19 protein-coding genes and 1 pseudogene are annotated in these 18,967 nt (G+C 40.3%); 13 read left to right on the top strand and 7 right to left on the bottom strand.

What is annotated here, in order from left to right; translation table 11 throughout:
* Nucleotides 1-305, bottom strand: a 305-nt coding sequence (locus tag N2257_07330; protein MCX7794195.1) for a hypothetical protein, incomplete at its 3' end; no start/stop codon positions are given.
* Between the two features lie 480 nt (nucleotides 306-785).
* Entirely contained in the window at nucleotides 786-1,574 is a 789-nt protein-coding gene (locus N2257_07325) for a hypothetical protein (GenBank protein ID MCX7794194.1), read from the bottom strand.
* Nucleotides 1,575-1,729: 155 nt separating this feature from the next.
* On the opposite strand from N2257_07325, the gene N2257_07320 reads away from it, so the two are divergent.
* The 4 genes and pseudogenes from N2257_07320 to N2257_07305 all read left to right on the top strand — a co-directional run bounded on the left by N2257_07320 (nucleotide 1,730) and on the right by N2257_07305 (nucleotide 3,582).
* The gene (locus tag N2257_07320) at nucleotides 1,730-2,680 is read left to right on the top strand and encodes a permease (protein ID MCX7794193.1); all 951 of its coding nucleotides are present in this window, start codon (nucleotides 1,730-1,732) and stop codon (nucleotides 2,678-2,680) included.
* A gap of 9 nt (nucleotides 2,681-2,689) precedes the next feature.
* Nucleotides 2,690-3,139, top strand: a complete 450-nt coding sequence (locus N2257_07315) for a DUF2703 domain-containing protein (GenBank protein ID MCX7794192.1) — start codon at nucleotides 2,690-2,692, stop codon at nucleotides 3,137-3,139.
* Nucleotides 3,129-3,368, top strand: a complete 240-nt coding sequence (locus tag N2257_07310) for a thioredoxin family protein (protein MCX7794191.1) — start codon at nucleotides 3,129-3,131, stop codon at nucleotides 3,366-3,368. The genes N2257_07315 and N2257_07310 overlap by 11 nt, the downstream gene beginning before the upstream one ends.
* Nucleotide 3,369: 1 nt before the next feature.
* A pseudogene (locus tag N2257_07305) lies at nucleotides 3,370-3,582 on the top strand (metalloregulator ArsR/SmtB family transcription factor).
* A 240-nt stretch (nucleotides 3,583-3,822) separates the two neighbouring features.
* On the opposite strand, the gene N2257_07300 reads toward N2257_07305, so the two are convergent.
* From N2257_07300 to N2257_07290, 3 genes are all read right to left on the bottom strand, one after another.
* Nucleotides 3,823-5,568, bottom strand: coding sequence for a calcineurin-like phosphoesterase C-terminal domain-containing protein (locus N2257_07300; protein MCX7794190.1), 1,746 nt, complete (start codon nucleotides 5,566-5,568; stop codon nucleotides 3,823-3,825).
* A gap of 69 nt (nucleotides 5,569-5,637) precedes the next feature.
* Nucleotides 5,638-7,164, bottom strand: a complete 1,527-nt coding sequence (locus tag N2257_07295; GenBank protein ID MCX7794189.1) for an alkaline phosphatase — start codon at nucleotides 7,162-7,164, stop codon at nucleotides 5,638-5,640.
* 95 nt (nucleotides 7,165-7,259) lie between these two features.
* On the bottom strand, nucleotides 7,260-7,451 hold the full coding sequence (locus tag N2257_07290; protein ID MCX7794188.1) for a hypothetical protein: 192 nt from the start codon (nucleotides 7,449-7,451) through the stop codon (nucleotides 7,260-7,262).
* A 238-nt stretch (nucleotides 7,452-7,689) separates the two neighbouring features.
* Here N2257_07290 and N2257_07285 point away from each other — a divergent pair, with 238 nt between their 5' ends.
* Nucleotides 7,690-8,424 (top strand): ABC transporter ATP-binding protein, encoded by a 735-nt coding sequence (locus N2257_07285; GenBank protein ID MCX7794187.1) that lies wholly within the window; start codon nucleotides 7,690-7,692, stop codon nucleotides 8,422-8,424.
* 58 nt (nucleotides 8,425-8,482) lie between these two features.
* Nucleotides 8,483-9,427, top strand: a complete 945-nt coding sequence (locus N2257_07280) for a SufD family Fe-S cluster assembly protein (GenBank protein ID MCX7794186.1) — start codon at nucleotides 8,483-8,485, stop codon at nucleotides 9,425-9,427.
* A 104-nt stretch (nucleotides 9,428-9,531) separates the two neighbouring features.
* On the opposite strand, the gene N2257_07275 is transcribed toward N2257_07280, so the two are convergent.
* Nucleotides 9,532-10,104, bottom strand: coding sequence for a dual specificity protein phosphatase family protein (locus N2257_07275; GenBank protein MCX7794185.1), 573 nt, complete (start codon nucleotides 10,102-10,104; stop codon nucleotides 9,532-9,534).
* 144 nt (nucleotides 10,105-10,248) lie between these two features.
* Here N2257_07275 and N2257_07270 point away from each other — a divergent pair, with 144 nt between their 5' ends.
* Together N2257_07270 and ndk are read left to right on the top strand one after the other, a co-directional pair.
* Nucleotides 10,249-11,562, top strand: a complete 1,314-nt coding sequence (locus tag N2257_07270) for an NADP-dependent malic enzyme (GenBank protein MCX7794184.1) — start codon at nucleotides 10,249-10,251, stop codon at nucleotides 11,560-11,562.
* 12 nt (nucleotides 11,563-11,574) lie between these two features.
* Nucleotides 11,575-11,994 carry a nucleoside-diphosphate kinase gene (gene ndk, locus N2257_07265; protein MCX7794183.1) on the top strand — a complete coding sequence of 140 codons (420 nt, stop codon included), beginning with the start codon at nucleotides 11,575-11,577 and terminating at the stop codon, nucleotides 11,992-11,994.
* A gap of 4 nt (nucleotides 11,995-11,998) precedes the next feature.
* On the opposite strand, the gene N2257_07260 is transcribed toward ndk, so the two are convergent.
* The gene (locus N2257_07260) at nucleotides 11,999-13,093 is read right to left on the bottom strand and encodes a sodium:calcium antiporter (protein MCX7794182.1); all 1,095 of its coding nucleotides are present in this window, start codon (nucleotides 13,091-13,093) and stop codon (nucleotides 11,999-12,001) included.
* A gap of 33 nt (nucleotides 13,094-13,126) precedes the next feature.
* Here N2257_07260 and N2257_07255 point away from each other — a divergent pair, with 33 nt between their 5' ends.
* The 5 genes from N2257_07255 (at nucleotide 13,127) to N2257_07235 (ending at nucleotide 18,702) form a co-directional block, all read left to right on the top strand.
* Nucleotides 13,127-13,813 carry a hypothetical protein gene (locus tag N2257_07255; GenBank protein ID MCX7794181.1) on the top strand — a complete coding sequence of 229 codons (687 nt, stop codon included), beginning with the start codon at nucleotides 13,127-13,129 and terminating at the stop codon, nucleotides 13,811-13,813.
* Nucleotides 13,814-14,292: 479 nt separating this feature from the next.
* Nucleotides 14,293-15,795 carry a lipopolysaccharide heptosyltransferase II gene (waaF, locus tag N2257_07250; protein ID MCX7794180.1) on the top strand — a complete coding sequence of 501 codons (1,503 nt, stop codon included), beginning with the start codon at nucleotides 14,293-14,295 and terminating at the stop codon, nucleotides 15,793-15,795.
* Nucleotides 15,796-15,868: 73 nt separating this feature from the next.
* Entirely contained in the window at nucleotides 15,869-16,690 is an 822-nt protein-coding gene (gene surE / locus N2257_07245) for a 5'/3'-nucleotidase SurE (protein ID MCX7794179.1), read from the top strand.
* Complete coding sequence (locus N2257_07240) at nucleotides 16,653-18,059, top strand: NAD(P)/FAD-dependent oxidoreductase (GenBank protein MCX7794178.1); 1,407 nt, start codon at nucleotides 16,653-16,655, stop codon at nucleotides 18,057-18,059. The genes surE and N2257_07240 overlap by 38 nt, the downstream gene beginning before the upstream one ends.
* Nucleotide 18,060: 1 nt before the next feature.
* Complete coding sequence (locus N2257_07235) at nucleotides 18,061-18,702, top strand: protein-L-isoaspartate(D-aspartate) O-methyltransferase (GenBank protein ID MCX7794177.1); 642 nt, start codon at nucleotides 18,061-18,063, stop codon at nucleotides 18,700-18,702.
* The last annotated feature ends 265 nt before the right edge of the window (nucleotides 18,703-18,967 follow it).

Raw genomic sequence — 18,967 nt, 5'->3', positions numbered from 1 at the left:
GCTCTAATGGCAACCTTAAGAGCCTTTGTTCTTGAGTCAAGAGAATATGTTATATCCTCAAGGGCATTACTTATGTATTCAATATTCCTGCTAACATTTTTAACAGAACTGCTGAATGCCCTCAGGTCTGATGCAATTGCACCTATCTCATCAGAGGAATTTTTAATACTCTTCAGTGTTTCCCTGAAGTCATTAAGTGTAGAATCAAGGTTTTTAAGTGATTTTCTTATATCAAGGATCAGTATAATTAAAAAGATTATAAGGACTGTTATTGAAAGACCAATTCCCATCTCAAGCCAGTTCATTATTCACCTCAGGTGTTTTTAATAATATATAGGATGTGAAAGATATTGTCAATTTTTAAGAATCCCCTGATCTGCCGATAGAAAAAAGGGCAGGCATGCCTCAAGGTCTTTACAGAGCGAAAGAATTTATTATTCCCTTGATAATAGATTCACCATGAAGGTGAGTTTCGTGATGTGGTTAATGAAGGCCATATGTTTTCTGTGTATTCAGTATAAGGTGTCACCTTTTGGGCACACCTGCACTTTTAAATGTAAGATTATCATAGGTTTCTATCGGCAATTAGGGAAGAATCCAATCTTACAATAGAAATCTATAAAAATTCCTTATATTAAAGGAGGGCTGACAGCAACAGCGAGTAATTTCGAAAGCGTGAGCCCATCTTCTTTCGCACTTTCGCACTCAGGTGCATAGCCTGCACTTTTCTATGAGATGAGGTCTCTATGGTTTGCAGTTAATGATTTTATGAGATCCTCATGTAATTATCCTCTAACTTTTTGTAATACTTCTAATAATTTTCTATCTCCTTCCAGATCTCCAAGACAGGTGGCGATTATGCCATCCACAATACCTTCAAGTTTCTGAGCAAATTCTACTGCCCTTTCCAGTGAGGTTGTTGGTGACCACCCAATCCTTTCAAGGATTTTTTTGTTCTTTGGTGTCTCAACTACAAAATAAGGATAGATTGCTTTACCCATTTTTTTACACTCCCAAGAGAGATCTTTTAATTTAGGTAAAGATTGTTCATCCAGTCTTAAGAAAAAGCAGAAATCCCACTGGTCCTTTATACGGGCAATTGCATCTTCTACAGGTCTTCTGCTTGTTACGAGACAGCCGAGCCTGAGGTTCTGTATTTTAACGGTATTTCTTAAAAAATCCCTTATCTCCTCAGCAGGACCTGTAGATCTTCTGAATTTTTCGAATTCTTCTTCGTCTGTAAGGATTACACAGCTTCCATCCTTTGATGTCTTTATGGGATGGCCAAACTTAGGTGCATCACCTGGATCAGGAACCATCCCTTCAATACCCATAGCCTCACAGGCTTTTGCTGCTGCAGCAATTTCTACGGGACCTTTATAATTGGTAATTAGCATGGGAATGGATAGCTTTTCTGGATATTTTGCTTTCAGGGCACAGGCTACTGCAGCAGCAGATGGAGCAGGAATGCCGCTGGCACTGTCTGTGATATTCCAGCCATCAAGCAGGTCTTTAATTTCTTCTGCAAATTCAGGGAAATTTGATTTCGGGATGAATTCATATAAGACTTTCATATTTCAGTCTCCTTTCATTCAATTTTAAACTATGGGTGCGCTATTTTACCATTTAGCTTCTGTCCGCGTCTATGCGGAAAGGAGAATGGTAGAAATTCAAAAAATTTTATTAATAGGTTGACATAACATATAAAAATTTGTTTATATATCAAACCATGCTTAAGGAATTTGCAACTTATATAGTTTATGAGCTGATAAAGCTAGAACCTGGCTCTCGTCTTGGTGAGGCCATTGAATTCTTTATATACGACACTATAAAGATATTTATTCTACTATCAGTAATTATCTTCATCGTTTCGATTATAAGAAGCTTTTTCCCTCCAGAGAAGACAAGAATGATTCTTTCGCATAAAAAAGAATTTATAGGAAATATTCTAGCAGCACTGCTAGGTGTAGTAACGCCCTTCTGTTCCTGTTCAGCTGTACCACTTTTTATAGGATTTGTTGAGGCAGGTGTTCCTCTTGGAGTTACCTTTTCATTTTTAATCTCCTCGCCCATGGTAAATGAGGTAGCGGTTGTTATGTTATGGGGACTTTTTGGCTGGAAGATTACAGCCATCTATGTTGGAACCGGTCTTTTAGTTGCTATCACGGCAGGTATAATTATTGGAAAACTTAAGCTTGAAAAATGGGTGGAAGAATATGTTTATCATATTAAAACAGGACAGAAATTTGATGGAGAAAGTAAATCATTTAAAGAGCGGCTTGAGTATGCAAGGTGGAATACGGTAGATATCCTCAAAAGGGTCTGGCTCTTCATTGTTATTGCTATTGCCATAGGTGGGTTCATTCACGGCTATGTGCCTGAGAATTTTCTTGTCAGGTACGCCGGTAAGGACAATCCCTTTGCCGTACCTGTAGCAGTCGCTCTGGGTGTGCCGCTTTATTCCAGTGCAGCAGGGGTTTCGCCTATTGTGTATGCACTGATGGAAAAAGGGATGAGCATTGGAACAGTGCTTGCCTTTATGATGGCAGTAACAGCCCTTTCCCTCCCTGAGCTTATAATACTCAGAAAGGTGCTTAAGATGCCATTGCTTGTAGTTTTTGTTGTTATAATGACATTAACAATCATTGCTGTGGGTTATCTCTTTAATGCAATACTTTAGGAGTTCGGAATGTTAATTCTCAAAATTCTCTGGCAGAGGCTTGTTAACAGCGAAAATAAAACCTGTCCAAGGTGTGAGGGTACGGAGGAAGAACTTCATAATTCCTGTTTAAAATTAAGGGAGGTACTGTCGCCGCTTGGCATCAAAGTCATCCTTGAAAAAAAGGAACTTAGCATAGATGAGTTTAAGAAGGATCCCATGGCTTCTAATAAGATATGGATAGGAGATAAAACTCTTGAGGAATGGCTTGGTGCAACTACAGGAAAGAATCCCTGTTGTGATGTCTGCGGAGATAATGAATGCAGGACAGTAGAGATGAAAGGTGAGGTTTATGAGACTGTTCCTGAGTCATTGATAATAAAGGCAGGGCTTATTGCTGCAGCTTCTATGCTGCCTGTAGAAAGAAAAAGATTCATTGAATTTAAAAAATTTCAAAGGGGGACCGCTCATGGAGATTAAGGTTCTTGGTACAGGATGTGCAAATTGTGAAAGGATGGCAGATATGGTAAAAAAGGCTGTGAAAGAACTCGGGATTGAAGCCAGAATAGAGAAGATTACCGACCTTCAGGAGATAATGAAATACACCATGTCAACCCCGGGTCTTGTTGTCAACGGAAAGCTCAAACATTCAGGAAAGCCTCTGCCCGATTTTGAGAGGATTAAAGAATTAATAAAATCTGAGATTTAGCGTGCGGGAATTACTGAAAATATTTAAAGCCCTTTCTGATGAAACGAGGCTCAGGATATTGAAACTCCTTCAACATGGTGAACTCTGTGTCTGTGATATAGTTGCTGCACTCAATGTTGTTCAACCAAAGGTATCCTTTCATCTTAGCATATTAAAGCAGGCAGGATTGATTAAGGACAGAAAACAGGGAAAGTGGATCCATTATCGCCTTAATGATTCAGATATGTTCAGGAGATTCCTAATTCTGTCAATACTGGAAAGGATTTCAGATGAAACTGTGGCAGGAGATGAAAAGAGACTTAAAGAATTTTTTAATTCCAAATCCGGTATTCTTCCTCTATATTTATCAAGAGATAAAACGCTATGAGTTTATAATGTGATTTTAAGATGAGTTATAAATATAAAAAAGCTGCGGGATAAAAATATCCCGCAGCTTAAGTAAATTAATTAAGGATTATTTTATCTCAAAGATCTTTGTTTCAGAATACACATTACCATTTACATCAGCGGCTGTCACAACCACACTGTGTACTCCTTTTTGGAGATCCCTTGGAACCTCACATGTCCATATGTGTGGAGATTGCACTGTGTGAAGCCACTCGGGTAGAGGCTGGGGATAGGCAGGTCCATAGTTCTGTCTGAAGGCTGAGAAACCGATAGACCAGCGAAGCAAGGAGAGCTGGTGGCGTAGAGCATAGGGATCCATTATGTTCATATTTCTAATAGCTGCTATTGGTTCTCTTTCATCAAAGTGACACATTACAACTGTATCCTTTCTACCATTCCATACATTTACTATAAGAGGAACTCCTGCAGTAATTTCTGATGTTGTCAGCACTCCCTGATCAGGAAGATTATTGATATTAACAGATGGTCTTTCAGGTCTTGTTGATGGATCGCTTCTCAGCCAGTTTAATAATTCGGTGTACCAATTGTAAAAGGAGCTTGTTAAGAAGGAGAGAGACATCTGGCGTTCCTTTGGCATTCCAGTAGCTTTAAATGTTATTGTATAATCACTTCCTTCAAAGTTCATTAACAAGAAGCCTCGAGGAGCACCACACCTCTGGAATGAGAACGGTATCCCATACTCATCAAAATCACCCGTCCACCATGAGCCAGAAGCTGCACCTACAAGAACCTGATGAATTGGAGTTGGATGCCCCCATCCATCCACCTCCTCTCCGGGTAAGAAATGTTCTAATGTATGGGTGTGGGCTCCAAGGGTTACTACTTTTCTATCTTTAAGTAATTCGTAGATCACATGGCGATTTATTACCTGATGCACTGTAGAGTACCTGTCTTGGAATGATACCAGAGGTATATGCATAGCAAGTACTATAAGTTTGTCTTTAGGTACAAGTGAGAGGTCATTTTTAAGCCACTCTAATTGCCGATTATCTATCTCACCTCTGTACCTCCTGTTACCTAAATACATTACGCTATCCAGAACCACAAAGTGTACCTTACCGTAATCAAAGGAATAATAAGTAGGTCCATTATATCTCTTAAAGGTATCAAGTGAATGGTAATCATTAGGAGAATCATAGTTCATGTCGTGATTACCAGCCACCATGTAATAGGGTTTACCAATACCACCAAGTACAGACAGCAGTCTGGGATAAAGGCTTAGATATCCGCTTCCAACATTATCACCCATTAGAATGGCAAAAACTGCGTCTGTATCGTAAACCTCTTTTACAATCGTATCTCTCAGATAACCTATCTCTTCATCGGTATAAGTCTGGGTGTCTCCTATTATCAATGCAGTAAATTTGTGTTTTTCCTCAATCTTCAGCAGTGGAAAATTTAGCGGATCAGGAAGTGGACCGGTTGGAGGAATTGCAGGGTATTGTCTTATCGCAGACGGAGAACCTGAAGGATAGTGTATATAGTAGAATTGTGGTTGATTATTAGAATTCAATGGAGGCATGTAACCTGAAGGCTTCGTTATAAATACTATCATTGGCTCATAGGCAGGAAGTTTGTATCTGCCCAGTCCGTCTGTTAAAACAACCTCTTTGCCATTTGATACTGCAACATTTGGTATACCTGGTTCACCCCTATCCATAATACCGTTCCCGTTTCTATCCCAGAATACCGTACCCCTTACTACATTTGTCGATGCATATGCTGCAAAGGAGAATAAAAGAATTAACAGTGAAGCTACCGTAAAGTAAGTTATCGCTCTAAACCTTTTCATTTGACCCTCCTTTAATTTGACCCCCTAAATAGATAAACAGTAGGGGCTCCAAAGGAGCCCCTACAATTTTTAGTTTGAGTAAAAGTTTGAGCATGAAACAGGTTTATGGAGAATTACCTGAAGCGGGCTAGGCTTCGGCACTCCAGCTGCTTCAGCCATTACATGGAAGATGTGGGTATTATCAATTATCTGGGTGCAGGGATACCATTCGCCTCTGTATTTGTTAAATAATTTTGAATTTTTTCCGAAGGCATAAAGCATTACCAGTTCATTTGTGTGGTTAGTGGTGCTGTAGGTAACTTCACCATCTGGATAGCTCCAGGCATAATCACGCCCAATCTGTGTGGGGAGATCACCTGCTGAAAGTTTTGGTTCATCTGTTAATCTCATATAGCTGTTTCCATGATCAGATGTTACAATGATCATAGTATTGCTCCAGTCAATATTGTCATCGGGTCTGTTTACAAAGGAGATTGCTGCCTTAACAGCTTCTTCCAGATCCCAAACAGTACCTATCATCCATCTGTAATTATTTGCATGATTTGCCCAGTCTATGTCACCCTGTTCTACCATTAGGAAGAAGCCGTCAGGATCTTTACTCAGCACTTCCAGAGCTGCTATGGTTGCATCCTTTAGGAGGGGATTCTCAATGGTTGCCCTTGAAACCGAAGGAGATCCAGGTGTATCGCTCGGCACAGGAGGTTCAAAATTTCCACCCCTACCACCAAAAAGACCGAAGAGTTTCTTTTTCTGAGCAACTGCCTGATAGGCGGCATTCATGAGCGAGACAGCACCATCAACACCAGGCAATCTTTCAACAAATACATAGTCGCTGATAACACCATTTTTCAGGTCATTATAAAGAGCTGCTGACATATATGTTGTGCTCCAGTTACGGTGACCTCCACCTATTACCACCTCAGGTTTTACAACCCTGGCTATCTCATCAGCAATCTGATAATAATTATTACGATGGACATTATGGCTCACGAATGCTGCAGGAGTCGCATGGCTGAAGGGAACTGTACTCACGACTCCAATTGCAAAACCCTTCTCTTCCCTAAGAATTTCTGCAATAGTTTTGAGCCTGCCATTTGGTGGATCTCCAGGAAGCCATGCTATATTTCCATCATCGGTTTTATAGCCTGTTGATATAGCTGTTCCTGCTGAGGCTGAATCAGTTGCGAATCTTGGATTCAGAAAATAATTGTCATCTATTCTGGACCTGTCAAGGGGAAATGGCCATTTGCCACCTCTATTTGGGTTGTATCCTGTTATGGGATCAATGTTATAGGGATCATAAGAAGGAGCACCCATCAAAGAAGCATAGCCGTTATAGGTGGTTACATCCCATGTTGCCACGGGTACCTTATTTGAAAACATGTGCCATGAGAGGGAATAATCTGTTCCGTAAAGATATCTGCTGGTTGCTATCTCATGCTCAAGATGCATACCATCACCTATAAAAAGTATGATATGCTTCACACCTTGAGCATTGTTGTTCTCTCTGGCATAGAGATTTAGACTTGTGGCAATAATAACCGTGAGAATTAAAAATATAGACATTATTTTTGAACTTATCTTTCTTGCCTTCATACTGCCCTCCTTTTAGAAATTTTGGTTTAAATTTTTGAGAAATTTTTCTCTGACTTTTTAAAAGCTCTGGTATGACATCTTCTCACCTCCTTTCTTTATTTCTTTTTCATCAGAATTTTTGCAAGAAAAATTGGACAGCTATCATAATCCTCTGCAAGACAGAATTTACTTTTTATTCCATCGCTTGCTTTTACTGATGAGCATGAAGCCATGCAGGTATCCAGTTCAAGATCAAAATAGGGACAGATGTCTTCATGCATTTTTGTTTGTGACATAAGGAAATTCATTTTTGCCTCCTCTTTTAGTCCTATGTTAAATTAGAGGTGTTAAAGAATTATTAAAGGCAGGTTAAATTTTCTCAAGAATTAATTAAAAGATAGGCATTCTTGTAAAGATTGTCAGATTTTTTGTAAATATTGTCAGAAAAGTGTCTAACAGAGGGTTGGTTTTAATTCACTTCTTGATTCAGGATATTAGCATGACAGTATATTAGCATGACAGTATAAACTTAAGTTAAAATAAATTATGTCTGAAAAGCTTCTTGAGATAAATGGACTCACCTATGTGGCAAATGGAAAAGAGATAATCAAAAATCTTTCCCTTAGTATAAATAGCTCAGAAGTGCACAGCCTGCTTGGTGCAAACGGATCTGGAAAATCAACGCTTGCCTATCTCATTATGGGTTGTGAGGGATACCGACCGTCGAGTGGAGAGATAAAATTCGGCGGTAGGATTATAAATGATCTTCCGATACATGAGAGGGCAAGACTTGGTATTACTCTTGCCTGGCAGGAGCCTGCGAGATTTGAGGGTATATGCGTAGCAGATTATATTTCTATAGGGAAAAAATTTTCCTCTCATTGGGCTGCCCATGCACCCGCCTATTATCTTGAGATGGTGGGACTTGAGCCATCTCATTATCTTGACAGGATGGTTGACAGAACACTTAGTGGCGGAGAAAGAAAGAGGATTGAGCTTGCCTCAATTCTTTCGCTTAATCCAAAGCTTGCTATACTCGACGAGCCAGATTCTGGAATAGATATGCTTTCAACCCGTGATATTATCAATGTTATAAATGCCTTCAGAAATAATGGTTCGGCTGTTCTACTTATAACCCATAGAGAAGAGATTGCTCTCATTGCAGACAGGGCATCACAGATCTGTCATGGAGAAATAATTATGTCTGGAACACCGGCTGAGGTTGCGGAGTATTACAAATCAAGAAGATGTATTGTCTGTGATGGAGAGGTGTGCAGGTAATAATGAAAGTAGCTCTGGCTGTTAAAATATCCGTCAGTATTAATAATGTAATATGACCATGGGGAATAATAAAAATCTTGAAACATTTCTTACTGCCTTTAAGGATGCAGGAGGCGAGAGGGCAATATTTGAAAATAAGGATATCGCTCATCTTGCCGCCTCTGGGCACAGGATATTGAGCATGAGATCTGTTGAAGGTGTAGATGTTGAGGTAAAAGCAACTTTTTTTGGAATAAAGGCGAGGGTGGTTGTAAGAGAGGGTATTAATGTTAAAAATCCTGTACACCTATGTTTTGGCCTTATGCATAAAAAAGGAACCCAGAAGGTGAGGATGCATGTATTGCTTGAGAAGAATTCTTCCGTTCATTTCATTGCCCACTGTATCTTTCCTAAAGCTGAAAAAGTAAGGCATATTATGGATGCAGTTATAGATATTGGAGAGGGTGCTGAAATGCGTTATTCTGAAAGGCACTATCACGGACCTTATGGTGGTGTGGAGGTTATGCCTAAGGCAGTGATAAAGGTTAGAAAGAAGGGTAGGTATTTCACGGATTTTAACCTTGTCACCGGAAGGGTGGGAAAACTTTTTATTGATTATTCCTCAGAGGTTGGAGAAGACGCAATCGTTGAGATGGTAACAAAGGTCTTTGGGCACGAAGATGACGATATAAAAATTAAAGAAAAAACCATTCTCTGTGGAAAAAATGCGAAAAGCCTTATAAAGGCAAGAGTAGCCCTTGAAGATAAAGCAAAAGCTTCAGTTGTAGGGATAACAGAGGGCAATGCTGAAGGCGCAAGAGGCCACGTGGATTGTATGGAGATAGTAAAGGACAATGCTGTGGCAATGGCAATTCCGATAGTGAACGTGATTCATCCCCTTGCAAAGGTCACACATGAGGCCGCAATAGGAAGTGTAGACAGAAGGCAGATGGAGAACCTGATGTCCCGTGGACTTACGCCAGAAGAGGCAGTGGATATGATTGTAAAGGGTATATTGAGATAAATTTAAATATTTTTAATTACAGAGAGTATCTCTGTTTTTAGAGTTCTTTAGGAAATCTATATTTTATAACTCAACATTCTTGAAATGCCTTTAGGAGATTCAAGTTACTGTCTTTCAGTTGCCTTTCCGAGAGTCTTTGCATAGTGCCTTATAAATTCCTTGAGATTTTTCCAGAGGTCATTAAAGCCAAAGGCCTGCATCTCTGCTTCTGCCTCCTTTAAGGACCATCCATCTATCCTCATCCTGTAGGCTGCTATAACTATTCCTGTTCTGTCCTGACCGTGTCTGCAGTGCACATATACAGGCTGGTTCTCAGGATTCGAGATAATCTCAATTATCCTGTTTACATCTTCAATACTGGTCTTTTTCAATACACTTAAGGGTATTTCAATGCTCTTCATACCTGCAGCTTCGACAGCTTCTTTTTCGCTGTGATTTCTGAGATTGATAACAGTCTTTATACCCATCTTTTTTAGGGTAAGGTATCCTTCTGGAAGTGGCTGAGCTCCACGGAATATGCCCTCAGAGACCTGTCCTACATTTGACAAACCCGGAAGCCCGAATATGAGCTTTGAAACCCTGGCGCCTTCTGGAAGATTGATAGAAGAGGTATTTTTTTCATAAGATTTGAAATTGCTGGAAGTTGTATCCTCAGATAAACTTTCAGTAGATAGCAAAAGTTGTAAAGATAATAGTGCTAAAATTAATCTAAAGAGTCCCATTTTTATTTCAAATGCTCAAGTTTGTTTTATCATATTATACTTCATTTCTTTTAAAAATATTAAAGTATGCTAAAATAATATCTATTTTGGAGGAGCTATATGAAGGATAATAAACTCATAGAAGAGGCAGAGAGATATTCAAAAGAGGCACTCAGGCTTCATGGCCTTTACAGAGGCAAGGTGGAGATGCTGCCAAAATGCCCTATTAGAGGACTTGATGATTTTTCGATATGGTATACACCTGGTGTTGCAGAGGTGTGTAAAGAGATAGCAAAAAACAAAGAAAAGGTTTTTGAATACACTAACAGGGGAAATACCGTTGCTATTATAAGTGACGGTACAAGGGTTCTTGGACTCGGAAATATCGGACCTGAGGCTGCTCTTCCTGTAATGGAAGGAAAGGCAATTATATTTAAATATCTTGGTGCTGTGGATGCCTTTCCAGTTGTCCTTAACACAGCTGATGAGGATGAGATATTAAAGATCTGTAAATATATAGCACCTTCTTTTGGAGGAATCAATCTTGAGGATATTGAAAAGCCAAAGTGTTTTTCCATACTTGAGAGATTGAAAAAGGAGCTTGACATACCTGTGTGGCATGATGACCAGCAGGGAACAGCAACCGTAACACTTGCTGCACTCATAAATGCTTTAAAGGTAGTTGGGAAGAGGAAGGAAGATGTAAAAATTGCCATGATAGGTGCGGGTGCGGCAAATACTGCAACATTTAGGCTCCTCACCATTTATGGTATCCCCTCAGGAAATATAATAGTTGTGGATTCAGCAGGTATACTGAACAGAGAAAGAAAGGACCTCATGGCAGATGCAGAGAAGTGGAAGATATGCAACCTTTCTAACAGTGAAAACAGAAAAGGCGGCATAAAGGAGGCACTTGAGGGTGCTGATGTATGCATTGCACTCAGCAGGCCTGGTCCGGGAGTTATTGAAAAGGAATGGATTAAAGATATGAAACGTGATCCTGTTGTCTTTGCCTGTGCCAATCCTGTTCCTGAGATATGGCCATGGGAGGCAAAAGAAGCTGGTGCAAGGATTGTTGCGACAGGAAGGAGCGATTTTCCAAATCAGGTTAATAATTCCCTGTGTTTTCCAGGTCTTTTCAGGGGAGTTCTTGATGTTCAGTCGAGGGCTGTAACTGATGAGATGTGTATAGCCTCTGCAATTGCAATTGCAGAATTTGCTGAGAAAAAGGGCATCAGGGAAGATTACATAATTCCAACAATGGATGAGGTTGATGTATTTGTAGAGGTTGCGGTGGCAGCTGGCATGAAGGCTGTAGAGCAGGGTCTGGCCAGAAAGGTTATGAATAGAGAAGAACTTTCCAGAACAGTAAAGTCAAAGATAGAAGAGGCGCGGGACAGGATAAGGCTAATAATGGAGAAAAATTTAAAATAAAGGAGGAACAGGATGGAACGTACACTCTCAATAGTTAAGCCTGATGGAGTTCAGAAGAATCTCATAGGTGAGGTAATAAGGAGATTCGAGAATGCAGGCCTGAGGATTGCAGCACTCAAGATGCTCAGGCTCTCAAAGGATATGGCAAAGGGTTTCTATATAGTTCATAAGGATAAGCCCTTTTATGAAAGCCTTACTGATTTCATGTCATCCGGTCCTGTTGTTGTTATGGTTGTGGAGGGAGAAAATGCTATTTCCAGGGTAAGAGAGATAATGGGTGCAACGAATCCGAAGAACGCAGCTCCTGGCACTATAAGGCACGACTTTGCCTCTGATGTGGAGCATAACATAGTACATGGTTCAGACTCTCCTGAGTCAGCAAAATTCGAAATAGCATACTTCTTTTCTGAGATAGAAATACAGAAAAGATAGGCTTTTAAGATACAGCCTTTACTATATAGATCAGATAAAAAATTCCACCGGAAAGAAGAAGAAGACCGGGCAGTTTTTTCCTTAGAGATACAAAGAGCGTAACGATTGATGCCATGCCAAGGGCAAAGGTTATATTAAGTAGCTCTGTGTTATTAATATTCCATTCAGTAAAGATAAGACCTATGCCTACAGGAATGGTTGATTGAAAGACCAGTGCTCCTGAGATATTTGCCATGGCAATTGTATCCTTGCCCTTGATGGTCCAGGTAATGGAGTTGAATTTTTCAGGAAGCTCTGTTGCCAGGGGAGTTATGAGAAGTGAAAGTACGAGCGCCGGTATACCGCTCTTAATGGCAAAGAGGGATATATATTCCACAAATAGATGGGCTCCAGCAACAATAAAAAATAATCCCACAAGTACCTGACCTGCTATCCACCTCAGCCTTCTTGGACAACCAAGGAACATCCCGAAATGAAAGTGTTCTGTGTATTCCTCTCCTTCAATAGATTCATGTTTCATAGTGAAATAAATGAATAATCCGTAGGAGATAAAGAGTATAAGGCCAAGGATATGATTCAGAATTTTAACCTTTATAAGAGAGGCAATCAGTACAGCAGTCATAATAACCATAAAAAATTTCAGCTCAAAAAGTAAGGCACTCTGATTCACGGTCAATAAGGTTTGATCCCTCCGCCTGAGAATTTTACGAATAATAACTGTCACACCAAGCAGAAACATTGCAAGGGTGGTGAGCATGAAAGGAGCACCGAGTATGGCGCCAACAGCTATGCCTTCCCTGTGCTCTGTCTTGCCAGCTATGAGTGCAATTACCGGTACCATGGTCTCAGGAAGGGCTGTACCCACTGCTGCAAGAAGACTGCCTGCTGTCGCATGGGAAAGATTGTATCTGCTTCCAATACACTCCACACCATTTGCAAATAGCTCGCATCCGCCAAGTATTATAACCATGCCGGCTAAAAGGCCTGTTATTATAAAAGGATAAGAAGGGATGAGGCTGTTATGACCTGCCTTATAAAAATAAAATGATACAGCACTTATGAGTGAAAGACCTATGATTAAAATCAGATATTTTTTCATTGAATTATTTTAACATATGACTGTGAGCTCCTTATGAAGAATTATATTCTTAAAGAATACGGGTCCTGGTCCCTGCTCCTCTTCAGTTACTCTGCTGGAGTTATAGCAGCAGGAAGGGTAGAATTAAATATTCTCCTTCCACTACTTGGAATAGGTCTATTGATCAACTCAAAACAATCCTTTGTGCTCTGGCACAGGCTCAGAAAGAAAGAGGCCCTTTTTCTTTTTGCTCTCCAGATATCAACCGGCCTGTTGATACTTTTTCTTTCAGAGGGTCTTTCATTTTTAAGACTTTATTTCTTCGTACCTGTGCCGGTTTTATATCTAATGCTCCTAGTTCTTAGAGGTGAACACAGTATCCTTACAGAAATAGCCGGTTTTCTCACCCTCTGCCTTTCTTCATTAATTGCCTATTTTTCAATAACCGGTGATATAGCTTTAAGGCTTTACATTGCTCTATCCCTGTTCTTTCTTGCAGGAGTATTCAGGGTTAGGCTTCAGCTGATGAAGGGAGTAAGGGAAAAGATTACCATGATCATTTATCTGATTGTAACAGCTATCCTTTATATGATTCTTAAAATTAATATCCTCATGCTTATCCCCCTTCTTGATAATCTTATCTTCGCTCTTACACTCTACAGAGTGAGGCTTCAGGTTACTGGATGGATAGAATTTATAAAGGGAATCCTCTTTCTCTTGCTTCTTTATCTGCTGTGGTAATTTTTATTGCAACCGTTATTTATCACTTTTTCAAAATAAATATTAATCCTGCTTAAATGCACGATTTCTTTGTACAATAGCACTCTTTACTCATTTGAGGCATGCCTGCCTTTTCTTTCGACTAATCAGGGAACAGGTAATGTGAAATTTTATGTGTAAAATTAAAGAAAAAGAGTTGTATTCTCCATAATTCACAATGAATTTTCAAAGAAAGGAGGACATACCATGGAAGTAGAACTCACTTGGGTAAGTTTTTAACAGATTTATGTAAGGAATATCAAAGGAGTTTTAGGATTTTTGAGTTAAGTGATGAAGGGATTAAGGGCATGAGAATTAGGTTATTAGAGGAGGCTGGTGTTTTGAGTATGAAAGTTATGCTAAAAATTGCCACCCGGGGAACATTCTGAATGGCTGTTAAGAAGGCACTTGGTATATAATTAATAATGTTTTCTGAGGATAACCCTGATACTTGGTATTCCATGATAGATCGTATTCTTGTACGGGGTGTAAACTGGATTGGCGATGCAGTTATGACCATCCCTGCACTCAGGGCATTGAGAAGGTATTTTAAAGAAAGTGAGATCAGTCTTCTGGTAAAGCCCTGGGTAGCACCAGTTTTTTATGACAGTCCTTATCTTGACAATATTATCCTCTACCCATCAGAGGCAGATTCTTTAATGGGTAAGTGGAGACTGGCAGAGACTCTAAAGAGAGAGGGATTTACAAAGGCTATACTCCTTCAGAATGCCTTTGATGCTGCTTTAATTGCATTCCTTGCAGGTGTACCTGAAAGGATCGGTTACAGTAGAGACATGAGGGGCATTCTCCTTACAAAGAGAATACCATACAGTGCTGAGGACAGGAGAATTCACCACATTGAATATTACCTTGAACTCCTGAGGCGTGCAGGTATTCCTGCTGACTATTCTCAACCCTGGATAAAGCTTTCCATCTCGGAAAGGCTTGAGGCGAGGAGAAGGCTTGCTTCTCTCAAAAGACCTGTGCTTGCTATTAATCCTGGTGCAAGCTATGGTTCAGCAAAGAGATGGTTTCCTCAGAGATTTGCCAAGATTGCTGATGCTTTTATGGATTATACAGGTGGCAGTGTTGTTCTTCTCGGTGGAGAAAAAGAGATAGACATTACAAAGGATATCAGAAAAAGTATAAACGGTGAGGATATAATGATTCTTACAGGTAAGACTACACTTAGAGAATTAATAGCAGTGATATCAGAGTGTGATATACTTCTCAGCAATGATTCTGGTCCCATGCATATTGGCTATGCAGTTGGTACACCTCTTGTTGCAATCTTTGGCTCCACATCTCCAGAGCTTACCGGTCCAAGAGGATTCAGGGATATAGTTATAAAAAAGGATATAAACTGCAGTCCCTGTTTTAAGAGGACCTGTGAGACAATGACCTGTATGGATGGCATAACAGAGGAGGAGGTCTTTGGTGCAGTAAAGAGCTTAATTCCTTCTCATAGAGCAGTATTCTTTGATAGAGATGGTACACTCTGCAAAGACAGAGGTTATCTGAATGACCTTTCAGGCCTTGAGGTCTTTGAGGATATAACTGAACTAAGAAGACTCAGGGATGCTGGTTTTAAATTAATAGGAGTGACCAACCAGTCAGGAATTGCAAGGGGTATAGTGGAAGAGGAGAATGCAAGGAAGATAAACTCTGTATTCATAGAAAGATATGGTTTTGATGATTTCTATTATTGTCCCCACCATCCTGATGAGCATTGTGAATGCAGAAAACCTGAGCCCGGTATGCTCCTCAGGGCAAGGGCAGTACATAACATTGACCTTAAAAAATCCTGGGTTGTTGGTGACAAGATCTCTGATATACTGCTTGCAAAAGCTGCTGGAGCCAGGTCTATACTGCTAAAAACAGGAGAGCTGAGAGAAAATCCCGAGGCAGATCATCTGGCTGCTAGTCTTAAAGAAGTTGTAGAGATTATTTTAAGTAATTCATGACAAATAATTAAGCCATCACTTATCACGGATTTTATCATTATTGCTCATCAGGATTTTATGCTACAATAAATTTGTGGCATTAATTCTTCTTACAAATGATGACGGTATCCATGCCCATGGCATAAAAGCCCTTTACCATGCCTTCCTCGAGATTGCAGAGGTCTACATAGTTGCTCCAGACAGGGAGCGTTCTGCTTCAAGCCATTCTCTTACACTGCACAGACCATTAAAGGTTTCGGAACTGGGAGACAGGATTTTCAGTGTAAACGGTACACCTACTGACTGCGTTGCCCTTGCTGTGAATAAAATACTTCCAAAAAAACCAGAACTTATAATCTCGGGTATCAATGATGGTCCGAATCTTGGAGATGACATCACCTATTCAGGCACTGTATCTGCTGCCATTGAGGGTACCATTCTTGGAATCCCATCCTTTGCCATATCCCTTGATACATGGATAATGAAAAAGAATCATAAAGAGGGATTCTGTGAAACAGGTGTATGCTGGTTTGAAAGTGCTACCAGGATTGCATTGATAGTCGCTCGATTTATTCTTGAGCATTCCCTTCCCTATGACACCCTTCTTAATGTTAATGTCCCTAACCTGCCGTTAAATGAGATAAAGGGCATAAAACTAACAAGACAGGGCAAGAGAATCTATGATAATGCCATTCAGGAGGTCTATTCACCATCTGGAGAAAAACATTACTGGATTGGCGGTGGAGAACCCTACTGGGAAAGGGGTGAGGATACAGACATCAACGCTGTGGTGAACGGCTATGTATCTATTACACCTGTGCATCTTGACCTAACAAATTATGAGGCATTGAAATACCTTTCAGCGAGGTGGCAGGAGATTGAGGACCAGATCAAAGGCTTCAAGGAAGTTCTATGATGTAATAGTCACAGGAGCAGGACCTGCAGGTATCTTTGCAGTGCTTGAGCTGCTTAAGGAGGTCCCTCATTTGAGAATTCTCATAATTGACAAGGGTCCTGATATTGATCAGAGAATTTGCCCAATGAAGATTAAGGAGATATCCTGCGCTCAGTGTAAAAAATGTGCCCTTTTAAGCGGATGGGGTGGAGCAGGTGCTTACAGTGACGGTAAATTGAATCTCTCCTCTGAGATAGGTGGATTCCTTTCAAGATATGTTTCAAAAGACATGCTTGATAAACTTATTGAGTATGTTGACTCCATTTATCTTAAATACGGAGCACCGGAAGAGCTTTATGGTGGAAGCCCTGAGCAGATAGAGGAGATATCAAGGCTTGCATCGAAAAATGACCTGATCTTTATACCTTCAAGAATAAGGCATATTGGCACGGACAGATGTAAGGATGTTTTAAGAAATATAAGGATGGACCTTAAATCAAAGATAGATATGATATTTGAGAAACAGGTCAGCTCCATAATTACAAAGGACAGAAGAGTAACAGGTGTGAGACTTGATGATGGTTCTGAATACAGGGCAGGTTATGTGATACTGGCACCAGGAAGGGAGGGCTCTCACTGGCTTGAAGGTGAGGCAAAGAGGCTTGGCCTTACTATGCTTAAGAACCAGGTTGATATAGGTGTGAGGGTTGAGGTACCTGCCTCTGTAATGGAACACCTTACGGATATAACTTACGAGCCAAAATTTATTTTTTATTCAAAAAAGTTTGATGACAGGGTAAGGACATTCTGTGTTAATCCTCATGGAGAAGTCGTTAAGGAGTATCTTGATGGTATATGGACAGTTAATGGCCACAGTTACAGAAATAAAAAGACTAATAACACAAACTTTGCCCTACTTGTGAGCACCCATTTTACAGAGCCCTTCAATGAACCTATACTTTATGGAAAGTACATTGCCAGGCTTGCAAATTTTCTCGGTAAGGGAGTGCTTGTCCAGAGGCTTGGTGACCTTCTTCAGGGAAGGCGCTCCACACCTGAAAGGATAAGTAAAGGAGTTGTTGAACCAACTCTAAAGGATGCGGTTGCAGGAGACCTCAGTTTTGTCATTCCTTACAGATATCTTTCAGACATCCTTGAGATGCTTGAGGCACTTGACAGGATTGCTCCTGGAGTGAATTCAAGGCATACCCTGCTTTATGGAGTGGAGGTTAAATTCTATTCAATGCAGTTAAAACTTACCTCAGGTCTTGAGACAGAGATAGAGAATCTCTTTGCAGTAGGTGATGGAGCCGGAGTGAGCAGAGGTCTCATACAGGCATCTGTTTCTGGAGTAATTGCTGCAAGGGAGATACTCAAAAAAAGAGGTTAGTATGGATTTTGAAAATTTAAGAAAATGGATGGTTGACACTCAGATAAAATTAAGGGGTGTAAAAAATGAAAGGGTCATACAGGCAATGCTCAGAGTACCAAGACACAGGTTCGTCCCTCCAGAATTAATAGACAGAGCGTATGATGACATGGCCCTTCCTATAGGAGAGGGTCAGACAATATCCCAGCCCTACATGGTTGCTGTTATGACAGAGCTTCTTGAGCCGGATTTTCATCACAGGGTACTTGAGATAGGCACTGGCTCCGGATACCAGGCTGCTGTGCTGGCAGAGATTGTCAAGGAGGTCTATACAATAGAGAGGATTGCGACCCTTTCTGAAAGGGCAAGGAAGATAGTGAGAGAGCTCGGTTATGAAAATATATTTTTTAAAGTTGGCGATGGAACACTCGGCTGGCCAGAAGAAGCACCCTTTGACAGAATCATTGTAACAGCCGCTGCACCTTCTATTCCTGAAAGCCTTGTTGAACAGCTAAGAGAGGAAGGCATAATTGTAGCACCTGTTGGTTCAAGATACTCTCAGGTGCTTCTAAAAGGTATAAAGAAAAAAGGTTCTCTCATCACAGAAGAAAGCGTACCCTGCGTATTCGTCCCCCTTGTTGGTGAAAAGGGGTGGAGCGAATAATTTTTCCAGATATTCCTTCCTGTAAAAGAAATATTTCTGAAATATTTCAAAAATAAACGATTGGCAAGCCCTTTTAAATGAGGTCAGATTTAGAGCAGAGAGCAGTAGCTGAGTAGTGCAGTAGTTAAAGACCTTTCTGGAATTTCCAGAGGAGTTTACCTGACTTCTTCTATTAAAGATAGAATTTCAGAAATGTCTGTTTTTATATATCCAAGTTTTTGAGAGAATTCTAAAAGATACTCAGTTTCTGCAAGACTGCCACGTG

Source organism: Thermodesulfovibrionales bacterium (assembly GCA_026417875.1).
In the GTDB taxonomy this organism is placed as follows: Bacteria; Nitrospirota; Thermodesulfovibrionia; order Thermodesulfovibrionales; family CALJEL01; genus CALJEL01.
The sequence above is the reverse complement of the archived record's forward strand: the minus strand, read 5'-3'. Positions and strand labels throughout refer to the sequence as shown.

Bases quoted from the DNA above. Each gene is read 5' to 3' on its own strand.
- N2257_07290 (MCX7794188.1), bottom strand. From the start codon at position 7,451: ATGAATTTCCTTATGTCACAAACAAAAATGCATGAAGACATCTGTCCC.
- ndk (MCX7794183.1), top strand. From the start codon at position 11,575: ATGGAACGTACACTCTCAATAGTTAAGCCTGATGGAGTTCAGAAGAAT.
- N2257_07255 (MCX7794181.1), top strand. From the start codon at position 13,127: ATGAAGAATTATATTCTTAAAGAATACGGGTCCTGGTCCCTGCTCCTC.
- N2257_07325 (MCX7794194.1), bottom strand. From the start codon at position 1,574: ATGAAAGTCTTATATGAATTCATCCCGAAATCAAATTTCCCTGAATTT.
- N2257_07270 (MCX7794184.1), top strand. From the start codon at position 10,249: ATGAAGGATAATAAACTCATAGAAGAGGCAGAGAGATATTCAAAAGAG.
- N2257_07295 (MCX7794189.1), bottom strand. From the start codon at position 7,164: ATGAAGGCAAGAAAGATAAGTTCAAAAATAATGTCTATATTTTTAATT.
- N2257_07260 (MCX7794182.1), bottom strand. From the start codon at position 13,093: ATGAAAAAATATCTGATTTTAATCATAGGTCTTTCACTCATAAGTGCT.
- N2257_07300 (MCX7794190.1), bottom strand. From the start codon at position 5,568: ATGAAAAGGTTTAGAGCGATAACTTACTTTACGGTAGCTTCACTGTTA.
- N2257_07310 (MCX7794191.1), top strand. From the start codon at position 3,129: ATGGAGATTAAGGTTCTTGGTACAGGATGTGCAAATTGTGAAAGGATG.
- N2257_07280 (MCX7794186.1), top strand. From the start codon at position 8,483: ATGGGGAATAATAAAAATCTTGAAACATTTCTTACTGCCTTTAAGGAT.
- waaF (MCX7794180.1), top strand. From the start codon at position 14,293: ATGATAGATCGTATTCTTGTACGGGGTGTAAACTGGATTGGCGATGCA.
- N2257_07315 (MCX7794192.1), top strand. From the start codon at position 2,690: ATGTTAATTCTCAAAATTCTCTGGCAGAGGCTTGTTAACAGCGAAAAT.
- N2257_07285 (MCX7794187.1), top strand. From the start codon at position 7,690: ATGTCTGAAAAGCTTCTTGAGATAAATGGACTCACCTATGTGGCAAAT.
- N2257_07235 (MCX7794177.1), top strand. From the start codon at position 18,061: ATGGATTTTGAAAATTTAAGAAAATGGATGGTTGACACTCAGATAAAA.
- N2257_07320 (MCX7794193.1), top strand. From the start codon at position 1,730: ATGCTTAAGGAATTTGCAACTTATATAGTTTATGAGCTGATAAAGCTA.